We start from the raw sequence: 21,569 nt of genomic DNA, 5'->3' as shown, positions 1-21,569 counted from the left end.
GGTGGATCGCGGTGTCCGAAGCCGAATGCCCCATGCGACGCAAAAAAAATTTCCGGCATTTGCTGAATCCGGCGTGCCTCATCCGTCAACTCCGGTGAATAGCCGTTTTTGCGACGCATTAGCATAAATGGCGGTCCATTTTGCATATCGTATGAGGGAGTCGTGCATCGATGTTGAGGGCGAACGGGGGAACGGGCGGCAAGCGTATCAGCATGGTGCTGGCCGGGCCGCTGCTGGCGACGGGCGCGTTGGTCGGGCCGCTCGCGCCCGTCGCGCTGGCGCAGGAAGTGCCCGCTGCGCAGGGGGAATTCCGGATCGCCGCACAACCGCTGGGTGATGCGCTGGTCGAATTCGGACGCCAGTCGGGGCTGGAAGTCACTGCCGATCCGGCGCTGATTGCGGGCAAACGCTCGGCCGAGGTCTCGGGCAGGTTCGCTCCAGGCGCGGCGCTCAGCCGCCTGCTGGCGGGCACCGGGCTTACGTTTCGCTATGTCAGCGCGACAGGCGTGACGCTGGAACGCGCGCCGCAGGCATCGGGCGATGGCGCGATCCGGCTCGGCCCGGTGCGCGTCGCAGGGGCCGGTAACGCCGGCGGCTCCGGCATCCTGCCGAGCATCACCAGCGATCCGGGCGCGACGGAGGGGACCGGCTCCTACACCGCCAGGTCGACCAATACGGCCACCGGCCTCAGAATGTCGCTGAAGGAAACGCCGCAGTCGGTCACGGTGTTCACGCGCGCGCGGATTGAGGACCAGGCGTTGAGCGAGATCAGCGAAGTGCTGGATCAGACGGTCGGCGTTTCCGCCAATATCGGCTCCGCGCTGGGGACGGACGGGACCAGCTTCTACTCGCGCGGCTTTCGGGTCGAGAATTTCCAGATCGACGGGGCCGAGCGTCCGAGCACGATATACGGCTTCGAAGTGACGACGGCCGACATGGCTGCCTACGACCGTATCGAAATCGTGCGCGGGGCAACCGGCCTGCTCAACGGTGTGGGAACGCCGGCGGCGACCATAAATCTGGTCCGCAAGAAACCGACCTTCGACTTTCAGGCGCATGTTTACGGCCAGGCGGGATCGTGGGATCGCTATCGCTTGGAGGGCGATGTCAGCACGCCTCTCACCGCCGACGGCTCCGTTCGCGGCCGTCTCGTCGCGGCCTATCACGAAAATGACTGGTTCATCGACCGCGAGCATCTGGAAAAGCAGCTCTTCTACGGCATCGTCGAAGCCGACGTGACGGACCGCCTGCTGCTGCTGACGGTCGGCGCCGAATATCAGAAGTTCCGCAATTCGGGCGGCGCGCGGTCGGGCCTGCCCTTCTTCTTCACCGACGGCCGGCCGACGGATTTTCCCCGCTCCACGAACAGCGCGGCCAAGTGGGGAGATTTCTACAACCGCTCGCTCAACCTGTTCTCGTCGCTCGAATACGATCTGGGTGGCGACTGGAACCTGAAACTGGACGCGGAATATTCGGACCGGAAATATGACGACACGCTGGGATATGTGAACGGTTCCAACCCGATCGACCCTCTCACCGGGGTCGGCGGCAATTTCCTGACCGCCCGGTGGAACGGCTATCTCGAGGAGGTCTATGCCAGCTTCAGGGCGTCTGGCCCCTATACGCTGTTCGGGCGCGAACATGATCTGATGGTCGGCATCAGCTACAGCGATTCACGGGACCAAAACGACGACTTTCCGGGCTGGTGGAGCGGCTCCGCCTATTCCCATCCGAATTACAATTTCTTCGACCTGATCGACAGTGGCGAGATCGACAAGGCGCCTCTTTCGGCAAGCGGCGCCAAGTTCGGAACGATCGTCAAGCATGCCAGCGGCTATGCCGCCACCCGGCTGAAACCCTTGGACGGAATTTCCCTGATCCTGGGCGGACGGATCACCAACTGGACCGAGCAGGACTGGAACGAAGGGGCGACGGACTCCACCGCGTCATCCGGACCGAAGACGAAGGAGAAAGGCGTGTTCACGCCCTATGGCGGGCTGGTCGTCGACATTACCGACAGCGTCTCCGCCTATGTCAGCTATTCGAAGATCTTCAATCCGCAGACCAACGAGGACATCGACGGCGATCGCCTCGCCCCGCTTACGGGGGCCAATTACGAAGGCGGACTGAAAGCGTCTTTCTTCGATGAAAAGCTCAACGCCAGCATCGCGGTCTTCTACATCGCGCAGGACAATTTCGCGCTCGATACCGGCCTCCTCAATCCCAAGGGCAATACGGCCTATGAGGCGGTCAGCGGCACCAAGTCCAAGGGCTTCGAACTGGAAGTCTCGGGCGAGGCGCTGCCCGGCTGGCAGGTCAGCGGCGGGTTCAGCCATGCCAAGGTGAAAGATCGCGACGATGCTCCGCTCGAAACCCATATTCCCGTCGACACGTTCAAATTCTTCAGCAGCTACGATTTTTCGGACACGCTGGAAGGGGTGACGATCGGCGGCAATCTGCGCTGGCAGGGCCGGGTCTATCGCGAAGACGCTTTCGGCGTCTGGGCCAATAACGACATCTTCGAACAGGACGGGTTCGTGCTGGTCGACCTCATGGCGCGATACGCGGTGAGCGAACATCTGTCTCTGACCGCCAATGTGAACAATATTTTCGACCAAAAATATTTCAGCGCAGTGGGATATAGCGGGCGTTACGGAACGCCCAGGCAGGCGCTGGTTTCGGCGAAATACCAATTCTGATCGATGGCGCGCGAAGGGTCTGCGGACCGCGGGTCCTTCGTGCCCGAGCGATCGGGGCGGACCCGACGGAGGCTCTCTTTCGTCCGCGAGGAGTCAGGCATCGCCAGCCCCCGGCTTGCGGCGGCGCATCCGCCCCGCGGGGCGTGCAGGAGGGGCAGTCGGAAATTTTCCCGAAAACAGTGAAAAGGCGGTCGCCGGGTTCGTCAATGAAGTGTGGCAATTCAGAATGATTAGCATGACGGACGAAATTCAAGGCCCTCTCCGAGGCGCTCATGATCCTTTGACGGCGCTGGCCGCATGAAGGAGACACTGCGTCAGACGATGGCCTGGCTCCATACCTGGGTGGGGCTGGTGGCGGGCTGGGTGCTGTTCTTCGTCTTCGTGACGGGGACGGCGGGGTATTTCCAGCAGGAGATCACGCGCTGGATGGAACCCGAGCGGCCGCTGGAGGTCGCGCCCGCACCCTATGACGCTGCCGAGCTGACCGGCCTGGCCATGCGGCGGCTCGACGAAGTGGCCCCGGTGGCAGCGAGTTGGAGCATCACCCTGCCGCATCAGGAAGCCAGCCGACGAGGCTGGAACGATTTTTCCATTCGCTGGGAAGAGATGCCGCGGCCCGGTCATGATTTCGGCGCGAGCAGCAGCGAGCGGCTCGATCCCGCGACCGGGGCCGTCCTGCCGCCCGAAGCCGAACCGCGCGATACGGCGGGGGGCTTCGGCCTCTACCGGATGCATTATTCGCTGCATTATCTGCCTTATGACTGGGCGATCCGCATTGTTGGCATTGCCACGATGCTGATGCTGCTCGCGATCGTCAGCGGCGTCATCACCCACAAGAAGATCATCCGCGACTTCTTCACGTTTCGTCCGGGAAAAGGGCAGCGCAGTTGGCTCGACGCGCACAACGCCGTGAGCGTTATGGCGCTGCCGTTCTTCCTCATGATCACGTACACCGGACTCGTCTTCTTCCTGTTCCAATACATGCCTGCTGGGCGAGACATGCTCTACGGCGCCGATGATGACAGCGTGGATGCGTATTACGAAGAGCTGTACGGCGAGCATGAGCATGCTGCCATCGGTCGCCCCGCCGCGTCGATCGCGCCCCTGCTGAAACAGGCGGAGGCGGACTGGGGGAAAGGCAATCTGGCCTCCATCGTCGTTGAACGCCACAAGGGCGAGGAGCCGGAGATCGTGCTCTCCCGCGCACGCATGGGCCTCGATCAATACAACCCGCCACAATTGCGCTTCCACGCTGAAACGGGTGCGCGCTTGCCTGACGAACCGCGCGAGGGCGGCGCCCCGGTAGCGACGGCGAACGTCATGTATGGTCTTCACGAAGGACGCTTCGCCGACATCTGGGGGCGCTGGGTCTATTTCGCCGCCGGGCTGCTGGGCTGCGGCATGATCGGCACCGGGCTGACGCTGTGGACGGTCAAGCGGCGGCGACGCCATCTGAGCGAGGAGCGGGAGGCCGATGAGCATCCCGGCCTGCGGCTGGTGGAAGTGCTCAATGTCGCTACCATTGCCGGGCTGCCTCTCGCCGTGGCCGCGTTCTTCTGGGCCAACCGGCTGCTGCCGGTGGAGATGGCCGACCGCGCCGCCTGGGAGTTTCACAGTCTGTTCGCGGTCTGGCTGGGCACGCTGTTCTATGCGCTGGGGCGGCCCCTGCGCCGCGCCTGGATCGAATTGCTCTGGGCAACCAGCGCGGCTTTCGCGCTGATCCCGATCGTCAACGCACTGACGACCGATCGCCACCTGGGCGTGACCCTGGCGCAGGGCGACTGGGTATTGGCGGGCTTCGACCTCACCATGCTGGGGCTTGGCGGAGCCTTCGCCTTCACCGCCGTGAAGGTAACCAGGCGGCTGAAACCACGGATTTCGTCCGCTCAGGAGCCGGCTGCCGTGTCGGAGCCCCCCTTGCAGGAGAGTCACGCATGAGCAGCCGGAGCAAGGAAGTGTCCGCACGCCATCGCTGGACGGTGGCATCGCGTGTCGCCGCGGCCTTACTGGGCGGTTATGCGCTGACCTCCGCCGCGACCGTCTTGCTGGCGCTGCTCTGGCCGATTCCCAGGGCGCAGGGCGTATTCGCGGCATCCATGCTCGGCTTCACGATCTACACGATCGTGGTCCTCTGGGCGTTCCATTGTCCGAGCGTGAAGCGGGTATGGATCGTCATGCTGGTTGGAACGGCCGGTCTGAGCGTGCTGGCCTGGTTGCTGAATGCGGGTGGTGCGGCATGAGCGTCACGCATCTGGCGATATTCGTGCTCAGCCTGCTTGGCTTTGCCGGGCTGGCAGTCGGTACCGAGCGCTACGCTCCGCAACTGGTGGGCTTCAAGCCCGCGAAGCCTGCCCGCAAGGCCTTCTGGATTCTCGGCTGGCTGCTGCTGGCGGTCGCCCTGGTGCTGGCCGCGCAGACCCTGCAAACCGCGGCGGTCGGCGTGACTCTGTGGCTGGGCTGGCTCAGCCTTGCCGGGCTGAGCCTCGTGTTCCTGTTGCCCGAACTGCCCTGGCAGAGATCCGTGAAGACAGCGCCCCGACGTGCGCCCCGCAAGGCGACCACGAATGACGACAAGCCGGTTCGCAAGTCCCGGCACTGGATCGGTTTGAGCCTGCTGGCCGTTACCGTTGCCGTGTGCGTGGTCGCGCTGCTTCGCGTGGAGACGATGCCGCTCCACCGGGACGATGCCATAAAGGGCAAAGTCGGTCCCTGGAGCTTCACCCTTGCCGAGATCGACCGCGATCCGCCTGAAGTCATGTATCTCGACGTGCCGCTCAAGGCTTACCGTATTCGTTTTTGCGATGCCTGCGATCTCGAGATCCTGCGCGCTTATCTGAAAGTGAACGAGCCTCGGGCGCTGCGCGTTTCCGGCATGGCCTTCGGTGGCAATGGCCGGGACCGCGACGTCGAGATCCAGTTGCCATCCAATCTCACCGGCGACAGCGAACTCTGGCTGACCGCGGTCGGGAAGGACGGCTCCGTGCACCGGACGTCCTGGCCGATGAGCAGGGTGTCGCCAGCGAGCGCCGCGTGGTTCGCACAACAGGAGACTGCCCGATGAAAGCTGCCAGATTTGTTCTGCGACATGCGCTGGTCTGTTCGCTGTTCGGCGGTCTCGCTTCACCCGCCTTTGCTCATGAGCCGGTTCTCAGGTGTGTGTTGCTCGATGAAAGCACTGTCCGATGCCGTGGCGGCTATGCCGAGGGCGAGGATGCGCCCGGCGTCAATCTCGAAGTGGTCGATTATGCCGGCGAAACCTTGCTGGCCAGCAAGCTGGGCAAGGATTCCATGCTGACCTTCCCGCGCCCGAAGACCGGTTACTACGTCCTGCTCGATGTGGGGCCGGGCAGCCAGGCGATTGTCGAGCATGACGAGATCGGTCCGCCCAGATCGCGCGACATGGCGCGCTGGATGCGGAACTGACCGATGGCTCCGCTATCTGAACAGAGGGACCGGATATGGTGGCGCGTATGAGCCTCCAGCAGCGTGCCGAGATCCACGGAGACGTCGAGTTTGGAGAGGACAAGAGTGCCTCGCTTGCGGCAGTCACGTTCAAGTCCGACGGCGAAACGGTCTACACGCGTCAAGGCGGCTATTCAGGGCACAGCGCGGGCGAACGCTCTTTCGGTCTCATCCTGACGATCGCCTTCCACATTGTCGTGCTCGGCGCCTTCGTTATCAATTGGGGCGTCAGCTACATGCAGCAGGAAACGCAGACGCTGAGCGTTTTCGATGTGGCGGCTCCTGCGGCACCGCCCGAACCCGAGACCGAAATCCCGCCGGGGCCAGAGCAGGTTCAAAAGGAAAAACCCCTTCCCGAACCGGACCGGCCGAAGATCGATCGGCCCGAGATTCAGATCCTGAGTAACAATCCGGTCACGCTGCCGGAAATCAAGCCGGTTCCCGATCCGGGGCCGCCTGTCGAACTGACCACCGCGCCTGAAAGCAAGCCCGCGCCGCCCGCGCCGCAAGTGAGCGATGCCAAGCCGACATGGGAAGGACGGGTGCTGGGAGCGCTCAACAAGAAGAAGCGTTACCCTTCTTCGGCGCAGCGCCGCCGCGAACAGGGCATCCCGTGGATCCGCTTCGTGATGGACCGTGAAGGCAAGGTGCTTTCGGTCAGGCTTGAACGCTCATCGGGTTTCCGCGCTCTCGATGACGAAGCGGTGCAACTGCCGAAGCGTGCCGCCCCGCTTCCCAAGCCTCCCGACGACGTGAAGGGACAGACCATCGAGCTGGTGGTCCCGGTCGAGTTCTTCATCGGCGCGCGGTGACGATCATGTCTGTGTTGTTTGCAAGCCTTGCCCTAGCAGCGGCGGGAACGGGGAGCGCTGTCTCCCATGCACGTGCGGTTGACGCGGAGCGAGACCAGGCCGCAGCGGTGGCCGTGGAGCCCGAGCCGGTCTATCCGGCCGACTTCTATGCGCCCTTCCAGCCGCAGACCGCGCTCGACATGCTGGAGCGCACGCCGGGCTTCACATTGTCGGAAGGCGATTTCGTACGCGGTTTTGGCGGCGCGGCGGGCAATGTTCTGATCGACGGACAGCGTCCCACCGTGAAGACCGGCGGTATCGGCGAAGTGCTGCGCCGCATCCCCGCCTCCCGCGTCGAGCGCATCGTGCTCCTGCGCGGTTCGGACACCGCCGAGGCACAGGGACAGGTGCTGGTCGCCAACGTCGTCTTGCGCGCGGCTGCCGCCGGATCGGGTAATGCCACGCTGACCCTCGCGCACACCTTCGATGGCCATATCTCGCCTCAGGCGGCGATCAGCTATGCCAAGGCGATCGGTGCCTGGCAGGCCAGCATCGAACTGTCGGGGGAGATCGTGCGCTATCCTTCCGATGCCGTCTATCGTCTCCGCGACGCTGGCGGCGCGCTTACCGGGACAAGGATCGAGACGGTGTCGGGGCGCTCGCCCCAATTGGGCTTTGCCGCCTCGGCCTCGCGCGATGCCTTTGGCGGCACGCTGACGCTCAATGCCAGGCTCAACTGGGACCCCTATCTTGTCGATCAGACGATCGACCTGTTTGCAGGCGAAACCTCCGGCTCGCCCACCGGCGTGCGCACCATCGACTACGATGAAGACAAGGCGAGCGGCGAACTGGGCGTCGACTGGACGCGCGCGCTTGGCAGAGGGTGGTCGGCCAAGCTGGTCGGGCTCGGCCGCCTCGAGACCTACAGCTCCGACGAGGATTACGCCGAGCCCGGCTATCGCGGTGTCTCCGCACTCGATCAAAAACCGCTCGAACTGGTGGCGCGCGCCACCGCCGCGCGCGGCGGCAGTGCCGCCTTCCGCCCGGAGCTGGGCATGGAAATCGCCTATAACCGCCTCACCAGCAATCTCGATTATGCGGAGGACACCGGAGCCGGTCTGATCCCGGTCGCGCTCAGCAACGCCAAGACGCGCGTTTCCGAATTGCGCGGCGAAGCTTTCGCCAATGTGACCTCGCGGCTTTCGTCCACTCTGGAGCTGGAAGCGGGAACCGCGTTCGAACTCTCGCGTATCCGCGTCACCGGCGATGCCGATAGCGAGCAGAGCCTGTCCTATTTCAAGCCGTCAGCCGCCTTGGTGTGGTCGCCGTCTTCGAGCACGCAACTGCGTCTCGGGGCGCGCCGCACGGTCGACCAGCTCGACTTCGGCGATTTTGCCGCTTCGGTCGACCAGGCCGATGGCCGCCCGCTCGGCGGCAATGCGCAACTGCGCCCCGCACGCGTGACGAGGGCATTGCTGCGGTTCGATCATCGCTGGGGCAAGGGCGGGGCGCTGTCGCTGGAGGCGTTCCATCAGTGGCATCAGGGTATGCTCGGCTATCTCCTGCTGCCCTCGGGCGACGAGGCGCTGGGGACCGTCGGCAATGCCCGGCAATGGGGCCTCACCGCGCAGGCCGCCCTGCCGCTCGATGCCATCCTGCCCGGCGCCCGGCTGACTGCCGACAGCACGCTGCGCGGTTCGCATTTTCGCGATCCGCTGACGCACGAGGTTCGGAACATGGACGATGTTCTTCCCTTCGAACTGTCGGCCGAGCTTCGCCACGATCTGCCCGCGCTCAAATCCTCCTGGGGCGTCACCTATGCCGCGCCTCAGAAAGGTGAGGTCTTCTACAACGGTGAACGCCTGTTCTGGCGCGAGCGGGCCGTATGGGGCGCTTATGCCGAAACCACTGCCTTGCCCGGGTTCAAGGTCACGCTGAGGGTCAGCGCCATTGGCGGAGCCGACGACTATCGCCTGCGCCGTTTCTACAGCCCGAGCCGGATTGGTGCCTTCACGGGCAGCGAACGGCGCGACAAGCATCAGGGGGCGAGCGTCTCGCTCACTCTGTCGAGGCAGTTGTGAGACGGGCGCGGGTCAGACGGTACGAACAGCACCGGGCACCGATCGCATTGCATCGCCGCTCGGCGATGGAACAGCGTGTTGTTCGCATCCTGCGCGGCGAGAGTATAGGCGGCGAGAGTATAGATGGAGTCCGTGACGCGACTCTTCATGCCAGCCAGTTCGACAAACTGCGCTCGCTGGCTGCCCGAAATGCGCTCGTGATCCAGGAGCCGGGCGTTCCGTTTCTTTCAGTCAGCGAACTCAATCTGCTCGCCTGGCTTGCCCAGGCCCAGCGCGTCGCCAGCTACACTCGTCAGTTTCATCCCGATCCGATGCTCACCATGACGATCGTCCATTGCGCCGGCACGCTCGACGCTCTCGGCATCCGTCTGCCCGTACTCTCGATCCATAATCCAAGCGTGCAGCCCGAGCACGACTGATTTCCGTGCGGCTCGTTGTCGCCTGTCAGCATTTTCGCCCTCGGGGACGAGGCATGCCATCCCTCGCACGCTGAGAGCCCTTGGCCCATCCACTCGGCCGATGGCCGCGCGCTTTGTATCCGGCCGATACCGTGGTCGAATGCGGCGCTCGCGCGCTGCATGCCTATGACGGCGCCTGGTCCGGGCGCGAGCAAACGCGAAATCGTCGTCGCCATGATGGGCCACGTCTTGCTGATACGAAGTCGCTCGCGAAAGGGCCGGCAGCCACCCCGTACAGTCGCGTCGGCTGCCCGCGCAAAATTAGATGACGGACCGGGCTAGGACAGCTCGTCAGTCATCGCGCATTTGGAACCGCTCATGAAATCTCTGGGGGATGGCAGTGTGCCAGATTGTGCCAAACCCCCGAAACCATCCTTATTTTCCAAAGGATGCTGGTGCGGTCGAGAAGACTCGAACTTCCACGGGCTTTCGCCCACAACGACCTCAACGTTGCGCGTCTACCAATTCCGCCACGACCGCTAAATCTGAGGGGCTGATTTCGCATCGCCCCGAGGCAGGAGCGGGCCCTTAGCAAAGGGTTTTCGCGGCTGCAAGCGTTGTCGGCAAAGAAGTCCGCAATTCGTGCGGGGGCCGCCGCAGCCGGGGACTCAGTCGGGTTTCCAGCCGATCTCGGCGGCGACCGCGGACTTGGGCACGTCGGTTACCGCTTCGTTGATCGTCACCGATTCGCCCGGCTTGAGCGTCCGCTTGGGCGGGGCGACTTCCCAGGAGTAGACCACGCGGTCGCGCGCGTCGCGCAGGACGATGAGGATCGTCGGCACGTTGCGGGTCTGCTGTCCGATATTGGTCACCGTGCCGCTGGCCCCGAAGAATTCGGTGCCGTTGGGCAGGGTTCGCTTGTCCTGGCGATTGCGCGGGAAGTCGAGCTGCAGGTCGCGCTGCGCCTCGGCGAAGGTCGGGCGCGGGATCGGCACCCAGTCGGGCACGCCGTTGAGCGCGATCGCCGCGGCCGCGCCGAGCGTGACGACGGCGAAGACGACGGCGAGATAGGTGCCGAGCCTCGCCCAGTTGCGGCGCGGCTTGAACGGGGGCGAGAAGTCGAAGCTCGACGGCGCCTCGTCCGCATAGGAAATCGACTCGACGTCGTCGTAGACCTTCGGGCGCTCGCCGCTCCGTGCGGACCGGGCGGGGGCGGCATCGAAGACCGGCACGGCCTGTTCGACGGGCTCCGGCTCGCTGACCTTCTCTACGGACTCGCGGGTCCGGATGTCCGGCGGGGGCGGGGAAGGGGGCGGAGGAGGAGGAGCGGAAGCAGGCCGCGGTTGGGCAGCGGTGGCGGGCGCTGTCGCCGCAGCGGCGGACTGCCGCGTCCGAGTCGCGTCTCCAGCCCCTACTTCGGCGAGCGTCGGTCCTTCCTGAAACCAGCTATGCCTGCACTTCGCGCAACGGACGGTCCGTCCGTCGAGCCCGATCGCGCTGTCGGGGACAGCGTATCGGGTGGAACAGGCAGGGCAGGCGATAATCATGATCCGTTTAAACATCAGTGACGCTGACGCGACAAGTCACGCGGGTGTGGGTGACGCTCCGGACGGCCTTTTTTCCACACTCATTGACGGCTATAGGCCTCATCGCGTCGCGCCAGAGACGGATACAGACCTAATTCCATGACCCAGAGCGCCGATGGCGAAATCGTTCAGTTCGACAACGTCGGCCTTCGCTACGGCACCGATCGCGAGGTGCTGAGCGACCTTTCGTTCACGCTCTATCCCGGCAGCTTCTACTTCCTCACCGGCGCCAGCGGCGCGGGCAAGACCTCGCTGCTGCGGCTGCTCTACCTCGCGCAGCGCCCGTCGCGCGGGGCGATCCGCATGTTCGGATCGGACGCGATCACCCTCGCGCGCGGCAAGCTGCCCGAGCTGCGGCGGCGGATCGGCGTGGTCTTTCAGGACTTCCGCCTGATCGGCCACTTGTCCGCTTTCGACAATGTGGCGCTGCCCCTGCGCGTCTCGGGCTTCAGCGACGAGGAGTTGCACAAGCCGGTTTCGGACATCCTCGAATGGGTCGGGCTGGCCGGGCGCATGAACGCGCGTCCGGCCACGCTTTCGGGCGGCGAACAGCAGCGCGTCGCGATCGCGCGGGCGATCATAGGCCGTCCGCAGATGCTCGTCGCCGACGAGCCGACCGGCAACGTCGACCCCGACATGGCGATCAAGCTGCTGCGTCTGTTCGAGGCCCTGAACCGGCAGGGCACGACCGTGGTGGTGGCGACGCACGACGTGCACTTGCTCAAGAAGGTTCCGGCGTCGCTGATCATGCGGCTCGACAAGGGGCGGCTGTTCGATCCGACCGGTGCCCTGCGCTATCCGCCGCGCAGAGTCTCGCGATGATGTTGGGGCCGATGCGCCTGGGCATGGCTCTGGACCGCAAGCGGCGCAGTTTCGCGGGCGGCGGCACCGAGATCGTCCCGCAGCCGCGGCTTTCCGGGCCGATGCCATGGGTCATCGCGATCATGGTGGCGATGACGGTGATCGCGCTCGCCGCCGGGCTGGCGCTGGGCAACGCGGTCAGTTCGGCGAAGGCGGAACTCGAAGGCGGGGTCACCGTCCAGCTCGTGGAAGCGCGCGAGGACGTCCGGCAGAGCGAAGCCGACGCCGCGGTCGAGGCGCTCAAGCGGATGCCGGGGGTCGTGTCGCTGCGCAAGGTGCCGCGATCCGAAGTCGACGCACTGATCGAGCCCTGGCTGGGCGACGATATCGAGGGGGCGACAGGCTCCGACGTGCCCGTGCCGGCGCTGATCGACGTGCGGCTCGACGGCACCGCAAATCGCGCGCGGCTTTCCCGGATCGAAGCGCTGCTCCGCCCCGTGGCGCCTTCTGCGCGGATCGACGCGCAGTCGAACTGGCTCAAGCCGGTGTTCGCGGCGGTCGTATCGTTGCAATGGCTGGCGGTCGCGCTGGTCGCGCTCCTGTTCGTCGCGCTGGCGGCCGCGGTGCTGCTCGCCGCGCGCTCGGCGCTCGGCGCGAACCGCGATACGATCGAGATCGTGCATTTGCTCGGCGGCACCGACAGCCAGATTGCCCGGGTCTTCCAGCGCTCGATCGCGATCGACGCGATGGGCGGCGGGATTCTGGGGCTGGTGCTGGCGACCGTGGTGATTCTCGCGCTGGGCCGCCGTTTCGCCGGGCTGGGCGCGGGAATGGTCGACAACGGCGCGCTCGGTCCGCTCGACTGGGCGCTGCTGGCGCTCGTGCCGATCGTCGCGACCGGACTGGCGATGCTGACGGCGCGCATCACCGTGATGCAAGCCCTGCGCAAGATGCTATAGGCGCGCTCGTCATGTATCGTCGCATTGCCGCATCGGCCGTTCTCGTCTGGATGCTCGGGTTCCTCTGGTTCGCCGTCGCCCTGCCGTCTCCGGCCGGAGAAGCGCGGACCGATGCGATCATCGTCCTGACCGGAGGCGCGGGGCGAATCGATCACGGGCTCGACCTGCTGCGCCGCAAGGAGGCGCCGAGCCTGCTCGTCTCCGGCGTCGATCCCGAAGTACGCGAGGCCGAGTTCCGCGCCGAGTACGATGTGAGCGCTTCGCTCATGCAATGCTGCGTGACCCTGGGGCGCGATGCCTACGACACGCGCAGCAATGCCGTGGAGGCGGGCGACTGGGTGCGCGCCAAGCAGGCGAAATCGGTGCGGCTGGTCACGTCCGACTGGCACATGCGCCGGGCCTCGCTCGAAATCGCGCGCGAGCTTCCCGAGGGCGTGAAGCTGGTGACCGATGCGGTGACCACGCGGCCCAGCCTCGGCATCCTGTTTCTCGAATACCACAAGTGGCTGGCGCGCCTCGTGTCCGGTTTCTGGTTCGACGCATGAAGGCCGGCCCCGGCGATGTCATGCGGACGCTGCTGTTCTCCGTCTGCTTCTATGGCGCGACGGTGCCGATGGTGCTGGCATCGCTCGTCGCCATGCCGTTTGGCGGCGAAACATTTCGCGGAGTGGTCGAGAGATGGGCTGCGCTTCACCGCTGGTGCGCACGGCACATCCTTGGCATCGAGGTGGTGGTCGAGGGGCGGATTCCGCAGGGCGGCGTGCTTGTCGCGCTCAAGCACGAGAGCTTCCTCGAGGCGATAGAACTGCCGCTCGCGCTTTCGCATCCGGCGATTTTCGCGAAAGTCGAACTGCTGCGCATCCCGCTCTGGGGCAGGGCGGCGGCGCAATACGGTGTTGTGGCCGTCGAGCGCGACCAGGGCGCGAAGGCGCTGCGCAAGATGATCGCCGCCGCGCGCGAGCACATCGCGGCAGGGCGACCGCTGGCGATCTTTCCAGAGGGCACGCGGGTGCCGCACGGCGAGCGCAAGCCGCTCGGAGCGGGATTCGCGGGGCTCTACAAGCTGCTCGCCCTGCCGGTCGTGCCGGTCGCGATCGACAGCGGGCCGCTCTACCAGCGGCGCTGGAAAAAACCCGGACGGATCACGTATCGCGTCGGCGAGACGATCCCGCCCGGCCTGGCGCGGCCGGTGATGGAAGCGCGCGTGCTCGATGCGATCAACGCGCTCAACCCGCCCGGCGGCTAGCGCTCAGGCCTCGCGCACCTCGACCGATTGCGAGCGCATGTGCGCGGCGCCGTACGAGGTGAGGAACGAGACGTCGGCGGCATCGCGCCCGACGCCGATCTTTGCCATGCGGTCGGACGAGGACATGCCCGTCGCATCGACGAGGTACCAGGTCCCGTCGAGGAACACTTCGGCCACGGCGTGAAAGTCCTCCGGCGTGACGCCGAGTCCGTAGACGCTCACGAACCGCGCGGGGATCGTGCTGGCGCGGGCGAGGGTGATCACCAGATGCGCGAAGTCGCGGCACACCCCGGCGCGGTCGATGTAGGTCTGCATAGCCCCGGTCTCGGCATTGCTGCTGCCCGGCGCATAATCGACGTGCTGGTGGATCCAGTCGCGGATCGCGGTGATCTTCGCCCCGCCGTCGAGATGGCCGAACTCGTCCTCGGCCAGCGTCTGGAAGCGGTCGGAGGGGCAGAAGCGTGAAGGCAGGATGTACTGGATCGTCTCGCCGGGAAGCTGGTGCGGGGGCACCGCGGAAAGCTGGGAGATGTCCGCGCTCAGCCGTTCTATCTCGACTTCGGCGGTGTAGGTCACGGTCAGATCGCCGCCGTGGCGCAGCCAGATGCGGTCGCCGATCGTGTCGTGGCCGGGGACGCGGGCGAAGTGCTCAGTGCCCGGCAGGTCGATATGCGCCGACACAACCTTCTGTTCGGGAATGATCGCGGCCTCGACCTGCAACAGCACGTCGCAGCGTTCGGGGAGCACGTAGTCGAGTTCGGAGCGGATCGAGAGCTTCATGGAAATATCGCGGCCTCGGATGTGGTCGTTCGCGCGCAAAACAGCGCGGCACTGCTATCGGATCCCACGATGGCGAAAATTTTTCAGGCGTCGCCGTCGTGGTCGGCGCGGCCGAAGTCCGGACGGGCGTCGTCCTGGCCTTCCTCGATGATCGAGCGGCGGATCGCGCGCGTCCGCTCGAAATGCTTGTAGAGCGCCTCTCCGTCCTCGACGCGGATCGCGCGCTGAAGGGCGGTGAGATCCTCGGTGAAACGCTGGAGCATCGTTAGCACGGCGTCCTTGTTCGAGATGAAAACGTCGCGCCACATCGTCGGATCGGAAGCGGCGATGCGCGTGAAGTCGCGAAATCCGCCCGCCGAATACTTGATCACTTCGCCGCGAGTGACTTCCTCGAGATCCGAGGCGGTGCCGACGATGGTGTAGGCGATGAGGTGGGGCAGGTGGCTCGTCACCGCGAGCACGAGATCGTGGTGCTCGGCGTCCATGATCTCGACTGTCGCGCCCAGCGCTTCCCAGAAGGCGACGAGTTCGGTCAGCTTGAGCAGGTCGGTCTTTTCGGGCGGCGTGACGATGCACCAGCGGTTGCGGAACAGGCTGGCGAAGCCTGCCTGCGGGCCCGAATTCTCGGTGCCGGCGACAGGGTGCGCGGGAATGACCAGGTGGTCCGGCAGCGCCTTGGCCAAGGCGTCGGCGACCGACTTCTTGCTCGATCCGACGTCGCTCACCAGCGCGTCGGCCGGGATCGCGTCGCGCAGCCCCTCGGCGACTGTGCCCATCGCGCAGGGCGGCACGCACAGGATCACGAGATCGGCGTCGCGCACCGCCTCCTCTCCGGTGTCGCAGACCCTGTCGACCAGACAGCGCTCGCGCGCCACGTCCCGGTTGGCGGCGCTGATGTCGTAGCCGCTAGTGCGCACGCCGGGGAGATAGGCGCGGATCGCAAGCCCGATCGAGCCGCCCTGCAGGCCGAGGCCGATGATCGCGACGTGATCGAACATCAGCCCGCCGTCTCCACCATCTCGGCCAGCGCGGCGGCGATCGCGTCCATGTGTTCGCGCAGACCGATGGTGATCCGCAGCGCCTGCGGCAGCCCTTGTCCCGGCAGCCAACGCACGATGTAGCCGCGCTCGGCAAGGCCGGCGTAAGCCGCCTCGGCGCTGAGCGCGCCCTCGAAGAGGACGAGGACGAAGTTCGCCTCGCTCGGCACCGCGCGCAGCCCGTGATTGCCGAGCGCCTCGATCGCGTCGACGAAGCGCGCGCGTTCCTCGCGGTTGTGGGTGCGGCTGCGCTCGACGAAAGCCTCGTCGCCGACGGCGGCAAGCGCCGTCGCCTGCGCCGAGTTCGAAAGGTTGAAGGGGCCGCGGATGCGATTGAGGATTTCGACCAGCGCGGAGTCTCCGGTGCCCCAGCCGACACGCTCGCCCGCCAGCCCGTAGGCCTTGGAGAACGTGCGCGTAACGAGCACGTTGGAATGCTCCGCCGCCAGTTCGAGCGCGCCGTCGTCGTCCTCGGGCGCGACGTATTCGGCGTAGGCCTGGTCTATCACCAGCAGCACGTCGCGGGGCAGCGCGCGGTGCAGCCGCGCCAGTTCGCTCTTGGTCAGATAAGTGCCGGTGGGGTTGTTCGGATTGGCGAGAAACACCACCCGCGTCCTGTCGTTGACCGCCGCCAGAAGCGCTTCGATGTCGGTGCCGTAGTCCGCGTCGGGCGCCATGACCGGCTCCGCCCCGCAGCGCCGCGCGACGATGTCGTAGAGCGAGAAGCCGTAGCGGACGTAGAGCACTTCATCGCCCGGTCCCGCGAAGGCGGCCGCGGCGCAGTTGAGCAGTTCGCCCGAGCCGGTACCCATGATGATTCGCTCGGGCGCGATGCCGTGGCGGGCGCCCAGGGCCGCGCGCAGGGCGGTGCTGTCGGGGTCGGGATAGAGCGAGGGCGCCACCGCGCCTTGGCGCGCCGCGAGCGCGGCCTCGCTCGTGCCCAGCGGGTTCTCGTTGGCGGACAGCTTGATGAGCACGCGGCCGTCGTCGCCCTTTGCCTTGCCCGGTACATAGGCGTGGATCGCCTCGATCCAGGGCTTGGGGACGGGGCGGGCGGCGGGGATCGGGGACTCGGTCTGGCTCATTTGGAGGCAGCCTTTAGCCGAGGCTATCCCGCTTGGACAGCCTGCGCGGGCGCGATCGCGGTCGGTTGCGCAATTGACATGGCATGCTCGCTGCACCACTTCCACGCCACCATGGCGAGTGTCCCCCTATCCGAGACCAGCGAAGTCCTTGCCCTGGCGTCGCCCCTGGCTCTCGACGGCGGGCAAACGCTCGAGAACGTGCGCATAGCCTACGAGGCCTACGGCACGCTTTCGCCGCGCAAGGACAATGCGATCCTCATTACCCACGCGCTGACCGGCGATCAGTTCGTGGCGAGCCCGCATCCGATAACCGGCAAGCCCGGCTGGTGGCAGCGCATGGTCGGCCCGGGCCGCCCGATCGACACCGACCGCTACTACGTGATCTGCGCCAATGTGATCGGCAGTTGCATGGGCTCGACCGGCCCGGCGAGCCTCTCGCCCGACGGCAGGCCCTGGGGCATGCGCTTTCCGGTCATCACCATCCGCGACATGGTGCGCGGACACGTCGCGCTGCTCGATGCGCTGGGGATCGAACGGCTCCACGCGGTGGTCGGCGGCTCGATGGGCGGGATGCAGGCGCTGAGCCTTGCGGCCAACTTTCCCGATCGCGCCTCGGCGGCCCTGGTGATCGCCTCGACCGCGCGCCATTCGGCGCAGAACATCGCCTTCCACGAAGTCGGACGCCAGTCGATCATGGCCGATCCCTCGTGGCGCGACGGCGACTATTACGGCAGCGGCAAGGGCCCCGACAAAGGCCTAGCGGTGGCGCGCATGGCCGCGCACATCACCTACCTTTCGGAAGCGGGGCTGACCGAGAAGTTCGGGCGCCGGCTGCAGGACCGCACCGAGAAGACCTTCGGCTTCGACGCGGACTTCCAGGTGGAAAGCTACCTGCGGCACCAGGGAATCTCGTTTACCGACCGTTTCGATGCCAATTCCTATCTCTACATCACGCGCGCGATGGACTATTTCGACCTCGCCGAGGAGCATGGCGGCCTCTTGGCCAAGGCCTTCGCGCGATCGAGCGCGCGGTTCTGCGTGGTCAGCTTCGACACCGACTGGCTCTATCCGACCAGCGAATCGCGTAACGTGGTGCATGCGCTCAACGCGGCTGGCCTGCCGGTGAGTTTCGTCGAGCTTTCGGCGCCGTTCGGCCACGATTCGTTCCTTCTCGACGTCCCCGCGCTCGACCAGGTGGTTGCGGGATTCCTCGGATGATCGAACTCAGCGACGAGATCGGGCGGTTCGACCTGGACCGGATTCACGGCTGGCTGGCGAACAGCTACTGGTCGCCGGGGCTCGCGCGTGACGCGTTCGAACGCCAGTTCGCCAATTCGCACAACCTGGGCGCCTACGACGCCGAGGCGCGGCAGGTCGGCTACGCGCGCGTGATCTCGGACAAGGCGACCTTCGCCTGGCTCGCCGACGTGATCGTCGACGAGGCCGCGCGCGGGAAGGGCATCGGCCGCAGTCTCGTTCGGTGGTTCCTCGATCACCCCCACTACGCGAGCGTGCGCCGCTTCGCGCTGGTGACGGCCGACGCGCATGGGGTCTATGCCGCGCTCGGCTTTCATTCCCCGCTGCGGCCCGAGCGTTACATGGAGCGCCTTTCGGCCGACTTCGCCGCGCGGATCGATCCCGGCATGCCGGACAGGCGCGCATGACCGGCCTTCGTCCCGACCTCGCGATCATCGCCGACCACGTGTCTCCGGGCGCGAGCGTGCTCGACATCGGCTGCGGCGACGGCGAGCTGCTGGCCGCGCTGCGCGACCGGAAGGGTTGCGACGCGCGCGGCATGGAACTCGACCCCGCCAACGTTTCGCATTGCGTCGCGCTCGGCCTGCCGGTCATCCAGGGTGATGCCGATACCGACCTCGCCTTCTATCCCGATAATTCGGTGGACGTCGCGATCCTGAGCCAGACGCTGCAAACCACCATGCGGCCCGACAGGATCCTCGATCAGTTGCTGCGCATCGGCGAGCGGGCCTTCGTCAGCTTCCCCAACTTCGGCCACTGGCGGGTGCGCACCTCGCTTTTGTGGAACGGGCGCATGCCGGTGACGCGGCTGCTGCCGGTCGCCTGGTACGAGACGCCCAACATCCACCACCTGACGATCGAGGATTTCCGCCATCTCGTCGCCGAGCACGGGATACGGGTCGAGAAGTCATGGTTCCTCTCGGGTGACCGGCTTTGCAGCCCCGCCGCGGCGAACTTCCGCGCCGAGCACGCGGTCTTCCTTCTCTCGCACTGATCCGGGCGCCGCCGCGTCCACGGTTCAGCCCATTTCGAGACCGTAGTAGGCGCCCAGCTTGTTGCCGTCGGGATCGCGCAGATAGGCGCCGAAGGCACCGCGGGCTTGCGGCTTGGGCTCGGGATCTCCCTCGCTGGCGCCGCCGTTGGCGAGCCCGGCCGCGTGCCAGGCCTTCACCTCGTCCTCGCTCTGCGCCTCGAAGATGATCGTCCCGCCGTTGGCATGGGTGCACGGCTTGCCGTCGCGCGCGGGGCCGCAGACGAACTTGGTGCCGCCGGGCAGGCTGTACATCGCGATCGGATACTCGGGCGGCGCGCTCGAGGGCCCGACTCCCAGCGCGCCGAAGGTCGCGTCGTAGAACGCCTTGGTCTTGTCGAGGTCGTTGCTGCCGAGCCGGATACTCTTCAATAGCATGTCGTTTCTCTCCCGCTTTTGCGATCCGCCGCGCTGGTCCCGGGCAGCTTGTTCGCTCGCTCCCGCGCGGTCAATCGCTAGGCGCAGCGCCGGTGCGATCGCAAGCGCGTCTCGCGGCGCGAGACACGCGCGCGCCGAACGCCGCCGGATGCGCGGGTTGCCGGGCTTTATCCACGCCTATTGGATTTGCCGGGCGGCGCGCCTGGGTGGACGCTGCGTGCGGGCTTTGGCATCCCCCTTGGCCATGTGGCACATCTATCAGTTTCCGCTCTGTCCCTTCAGCCGCAAGCTGCGCCTGCTGATGAGCGAGAAGGGCATCGCTTACGAGCTGCGCACCGCGTGGCCGTGGAAGGACGGCGAGCTTCTCTTCCAGATGAACCCGGCGGGCCGCACGCCGGTGATCCGTGACGAATCGCGCGACAACCTCACGCTCAGCGACAGCCGGGCGATCTGCGAATATTTCGAGGAGACGGTTGACCGCCAGCCGCTGATCAGCGGCACCGCGCAGCAGCGCGCCGAGCAGCGGCGGCTGATCGCCATGTTCGACGAGAATTTCTTCGACGATGTCGGCGCGCCGCTGCTCCAGGAAAAGATGATCAAGCGGCTGATGGGCAACGCTCCGGTCGCCGGTGCGCTGCGCGACGCGATGAAGTTCGGCCACGACTATCTCGACTACCTCGACTACCTGATCGACCATCGCCCCTGGCTGGCGGGACCGACGATGACGCTCGCCGACCTGACGGCGGCGGCGCATATCTCGGTCGCGGACTATCTGGGCGGGCTCGATTGGTCGAGCCACGAGCAGGCCAAGGGCTGGTACATGGTGATCAAGAGCCGGCCCAGCTTCGGCCCGCTGCTCAAGGAGCGGATGGACGTGATCCAGCCGCCCAGCCACTATTCCGACGTCGATGTCTGATCATCGCCGCCCGACGCGGTCGCTCCAGAGGAGCGAGCCTGCGGTGGCCCGGCCCGGATCAGCGCGCGGTCGACGTGTCCGCGAAGCGTCCGTGCTTGCGGAACGGCACCATCCAGCGATCGAGGAACAGCTCGAGCGGGCGAGGGCGCACGCCGAGGTCGGCAAGCCCCGGTAGCTTGCCGCTCGCCACGCTGCCCGCCTCGAGCAGCGCGAGCTGGTCGCTGGTGATCGGCGCGCCGGGCAGCCAGCCGGTGGCCGCGGCGATCGCCCGGGACACCGAGCCGGGCAGCTCGATCAGCGCGCGATGGCGGCACTGCGCCTCGGCGATCCGGCGGTTGAACTCGATCATCGTGATCACTTCGGGGCCGGCGATCTCGAAGATCTTGCCCTTGGCCGAATCGGTCGCGATGGCGCTGGCGATCGCTTCGGCGGCATCGTCGACGAACAGCGGCTGCAGCTTCGCTTCGGGGGCGAAGACGGGCAGCGCCGGGAAAGCCGCGATCAGCTTGGCGAACATCATCACGAAATTGTCGTCGGGACCGAACAGCAGCGAGGGGCGCAGGACCGTCGCCTCGGGGAAGGCGGCGAAAACGGCGTCCTCGCCCTCGGCCTTGGTACGCGCATAGGCAACCGGCGAGCCCGCGTCGCAGCCGATCGCGGAGATGTGCACGAACGAGGCGACACCGGCCTCTCTGGCGACCGCGGCGACTTGTCCCACACCCTTGCCCTGCAAGGCATCGAGGTTCCCCGAAAACGCGCCGACGAGGTAGACCACCGCGTCCGATCCGGCGAGAACGCGCGCCAGCGTTTCGGGCCGGGTTACGTCCACCCGCGCCGTGGCGACTTGCCCGAGATTGCCGAGCGGCTTGATCTTGTAGGCCTTTTCCGGATTACGGCTCGCGATCCGCACCCGCGCGCCGCGCGCCAGCAGTTCCTGCGCGAGATGCCGTCCAACGAAACCGCTGCCGCCCAGCACGGTGACGATCTTGCCGGTGAGATTGGGTGTCGCGCTCTCGATCATGCCGTATCGCTTCCTTCCTGCCCTGCGCCTCAGCGCCATTGG

Annotated in this window: 22 protein-coding genes, 1 tRNA gene and 1 pseudogene; 16 read left to right on the top strand and 8 right to left on the bottom strand. The window is 66.2% G+C overall.

The annotated features are described in order from the left end of the window. The first annotated feature begins 170 nt into the window (after window positions 1-170). The 8 genes from B2G71_RS04305 (at window position 171) to B2G71_RS04270 (ending at window position 9,452) form a co-directional block, all read left to right on the top strand. Complete coding sequence (locus tag B2G71_RS04305) at window positions 171-2,699, top strand: TonB-dependent receptor (protein WP_098104504.1); 2,529 nt, start codon at window positions 171-173, stop codon at window positions 2,697-2,699. 297 nt (window positions 2,700-2,996) lie between these two features. After that, the gene (locus tag B2G71_RS04300; protein WP_098104503.1) at window positions 2,997-4,637 is read left to right on the top strand and encodes a PepSY-associated TM helix domain-containing protein; all 1,641 of its coding nucleotides are present in this window, start codon (window positions 2,997-2,999) and stop codon (window positions 4,635-4,637) included. Then, window positions 4,634-4,939, top strand: a complete 306-nt coding sequence (locus tag B2G71_RS04295; RefSeq protein ID WP_098104502.1) for an iron transporter — start codon at window positions 4,634-4,636, stop codon at window positions 4,937-4,939. The genes B2G71_RS04300 and B2G71_RS04295 overlap by 4 nt, the downstream gene beginning before the upstream one ends. Then, window positions 4,936-5,760, top strand: a complete 825-nt coding sequence (locus B2G71_RS04290) for a DUF3325 domain-containing protein (protein ID WP_098104501.1) — start codon at window positions 4,936-4,938, stop codon at window positions 5,758-5,760. Before B2G71_RS04295 ends, B2G71_RS04290 begins: the two co-directional genes overlap by 4 nt. Beyond that, window positions 5,757-6,122, top strand: coding sequence for a hypothetical protein (locus B2G71_RS04285; protein ID WP_098104500.1), 366 nt, complete (start codon window positions 5,757-5,759; stop codon window positions 6,120-6,122). Before B2G71_RS04290 ends, B2G71_RS04285 begins: the two co-directional genes overlap by 4 nt. A 47-nt stretch (window positions 6,123-6,169) precedes the next feature. Next, window positions 6,170-6,973, top strand: coding sequence for an energy transducer TonB (locus tag B2G71_RS04280; RefSeq protein WP_206049286.1), 804 nt, complete (start codon window positions 6,170-6,172; stop codon window positions 6,971-6,973). Between the two features lie 107 nt (window positions 6,974-7,080). Continuing rightward, the gene (locus tag B2G71_RS04275) at window positions 7,081-9,033 is read left to right on the top strand and encodes a TonB-dependent receptor (protein ID WP_240530003.1); all 1,953 of its coding nucleotides are present in this window, start codon (window positions 7,081-7,083) and stop codon (window positions 9,031-9,033) included. A 65-nt stretch (window positions 9,034-9,098) separates the two neighbouring features. Continuing rightward, window positions 9,099-9,452 (top strand): hypothetical protein, encoded by a 354-nt coding sequence (locus B2G71_RS04270; RefSeq protein WP_098104498.1) that lies wholly within the window; start codon window positions 9,099-9,101, stop codon window positions 9,450-9,452. 432 nt (window positions 9,453-9,884) lie between these two features. Here the strand turns inward: B2G71_RS04270 and B2G71_RS04265 are convergent. From B2G71_RS04265 to B2G71_RS24795, 3 genes and pseudogenes are all read right to left on the bottom strand, one after another. Then, a tRNA-Leu gene (locus tag B2G71_RS04265) sits at window positions 9,885-9,971 on the bottom strand. Window positions 9,972-10,099: 128 nt separating this feature from the next. Further along, window positions 10,100-10,663, bottom strand: a complete 564-nt coding sequence (locus tag B2G71_RS24800; protein WP_346426930.1) for a thioredoxin — start codon at window positions 10,661-10,663, stop codon at window positions 10,100-10,102. A 219-nt stretch (window positions 10,664-10,882) separates the two neighbouring features. Beyond that, window positions 10,883-10,978: pseudogene (locus B2G71_RS24795) on the bottom strand (MJ0042-type zinc finger domain-containing protein); the annotation flags it as partial. 138 nt (window positions 10,979-11,116) lie between these two features. Between B2G71_RS24795 and ftsE the strand changes: the two are divergent. From ftsE to B2G71_RS04240, 4 genes are read left to right on the top strand one after another with little or no spacing between them, the layout of a single operon-like run. Further along, window positions 11,117-11,839: a cell division ATP-binding protein FtsE gene (gene ftsE / locus B2G71_RS04255; RefSeq protein WP_098104496.1), complete on the top strand. Its 723-nt coding sequence runs from the start codon at window positions 11,117-11,119 to the stop codon at window positions 11,837-11,839. Beyond that, a complete protein-coding gene (locus tag B2G71_RS04250; protein ID WP_346426926.1) occupies window positions 11,836-12,777 on the top strand; it encodes a cell division protein in 942 nt (313 codons plus the stop codon). The genes ftsE and B2G71_RS04250 overlap by 4 nt, the downstream gene beginning before the upstream one ends. Window positions 12,778-12,788: 11 nt before the next feature. Next, the gene (locus tag B2G71_RS04245; RefSeq protein ID WP_098104495.1) at window positions 12,789-13,322 is read left to right on the top strand and encodes a YdcF family protein; all 534 of its coding nucleotides are present in this window, start codon (window positions 12,789-12,791) and stop codon (window positions 13,320-13,322) included. Further along, window positions 13,319-14,023, top strand: a complete 705-nt coding sequence (locus B2G71_RS04240) for a lysophospholipid acyltransferase family protein (protein ID WP_098104494.1) — start codon at window positions 13,319-13,321, stop codon at window positions 14,021-14,023. The genes B2G71_RS04245 and B2G71_RS04240 overlap by 4 nt, the downstream gene beginning before the upstream one ends. A 3-nt stretch (window positions 14,024-14,026) precedes the next feature. Here B2G71_RS04240 and B2G71_RS04235 read toward each other — a convergent pair whose 3' ends face one another. The 3 genes from B2G71_RS04235 to hisC all read right to left on the bottom strand — a co-directional run bounded on the left by B2G71_RS04235 (window position 14,027) and on the right by hisC (window position 16,925). Beyond that, window positions 14,027-14,803: a transglutaminase family protein gene (locus tag B2G71_RS04235; RefSeq protein WP_098104493.1), complete on the bottom strand. Its 777-nt coding sequence runs from the start codon at window positions 14,801-14,803 to the stop codon at window positions 14,027-14,029. Window positions 14,804-14,886: 83 nt separating this feature from the next. After that, the gene (locus B2G71_RS04230) at window positions 14,887-15,804 is read right to left on the bottom strand and encodes a prephenate/arogenate dehydrogenase family protein (RefSeq protein ID WP_098104928.1); all 918 of its coding nucleotides are present in this window, start codon (window positions 15,802-15,804) and stop codon (window positions 14,887-14,889) included. Then, window positions 15,801-16,925 (bottom strand): histidinol-phosphate transaminase, encoded by a 1,125-nt coding sequence (gene hisC, locus B2G71_RS04225; protein WP_098104492.1) that lies wholly within the window; start codon window positions 16,923-16,925, stop codon window positions 15,801-15,803. The genes B2G71_RS04230 and hisC overlap by 4 nt, the downstream gene beginning before the upstream one ends. Window positions 16,926-17,036: 111 nt before the next feature. Here hisC and B2G71_RS04220 point away from each other — a divergent pair, with 111 nt between their 5' ends. The 3 genes from B2G71_RS04220 to metW are packed head-to-tail and all read left to right on the top strand — an operon-like array spanning window position 17,037 to window position 19,176. Then, window positions 17,037-18,143, top strand: coding sequence for a homoserine O-acetyltransferase (locus tag B2G71_RS04220; protein ID WP_098104927.1), 1,107 nt, complete (start codon window positions 17,037-17,039; stop codon window positions 18,141-18,143). Further along, window positions 18,140-18,589: a GNAT family N-acetyltransferase gene (locus B2G71_RS04215; RefSeq protein ID WP_206049284.1), complete on the top strand. Its 450-nt coding sequence runs from the start codon at window positions 18,140-18,142 to the stop codon at window positions 18,587-18,589. Before B2G71_RS04220 ends, B2G71_RS04215 begins: the two co-directional genes overlap by 4 nt. Then, window positions 18,586-19,176, top strand: coding sequence for a methionine biosynthesis protein MetW (gene metW / locus B2G71_RS04210; RefSeq protein WP_098104490.1), 591 nt, complete (start codon window positions 18,586-18,588; stop codon window positions 19,174-19,176). The genes B2G71_RS04215 and metW overlap by 4 nt, the downstream gene beginning before the upstream one ends. Before the next feature lie 24 nt (window positions 19,177-19,200). Here the strand turns inward: metW and B2G71_RS04205 are convergent, their stop codons facing one another. After that, complete coding sequence (locus B2G71_RS04205) at window positions 19,201-19,590, bottom strand: VOC family protein (protein WP_098104489.1); 390 nt, start codon at window positions 19,588-19,590, stop codon at window positions 19,201-19,203. Between the two features lie 244 nt (window positions 19,591-19,834). On the opposite strand from B2G71_RS04205, the gene B2G71_RS04200 reads away from it, so the two are divergent. Then, complete coding sequence (locus tag B2G71_RS04200) at window positions 19,835-20,506, top strand: glutathione S-transferase family protein (RefSeq protein ID WP_098104488.1); 672 nt, start codon at window positions 19,835-19,837, stop codon at window positions 20,504-20,506. 58 nt (window positions 20,507-20,564) lie between these two features. On the opposite strand, the gene B2G71_RS04195 is transcribed toward B2G71_RS04200, so the two are convergent. After that, window positions 20,565-21,527: a complex I NDUFA9 subunit family protein gene (locus B2G71_RS04195; RefSeq protein ID WP_098104487.1), complete on the bottom strand. Its 963-nt coding sequence runs from the start codon at window positions 21,525-21,527 to the stop codon at window positions 20,565-20,567. Between the last annotated feature and the right edge of the window lie 42 nt (window positions 21,528-21,569).

It is taken from the genome of Novosphingobium sp. PC22D (genome assembly GCF_002556635.1).
Taxonomy (GTDB): Bacteria; Pseudomonadota; Alphaproteobacteria; order Sphingomonadales; family Sphingomonadaceae; genus Novosphingobium.
Note: the sequence above shows the minus strand (reverse complement) of the source record. Positions and strands in the feature narration are given on the sequence as shown.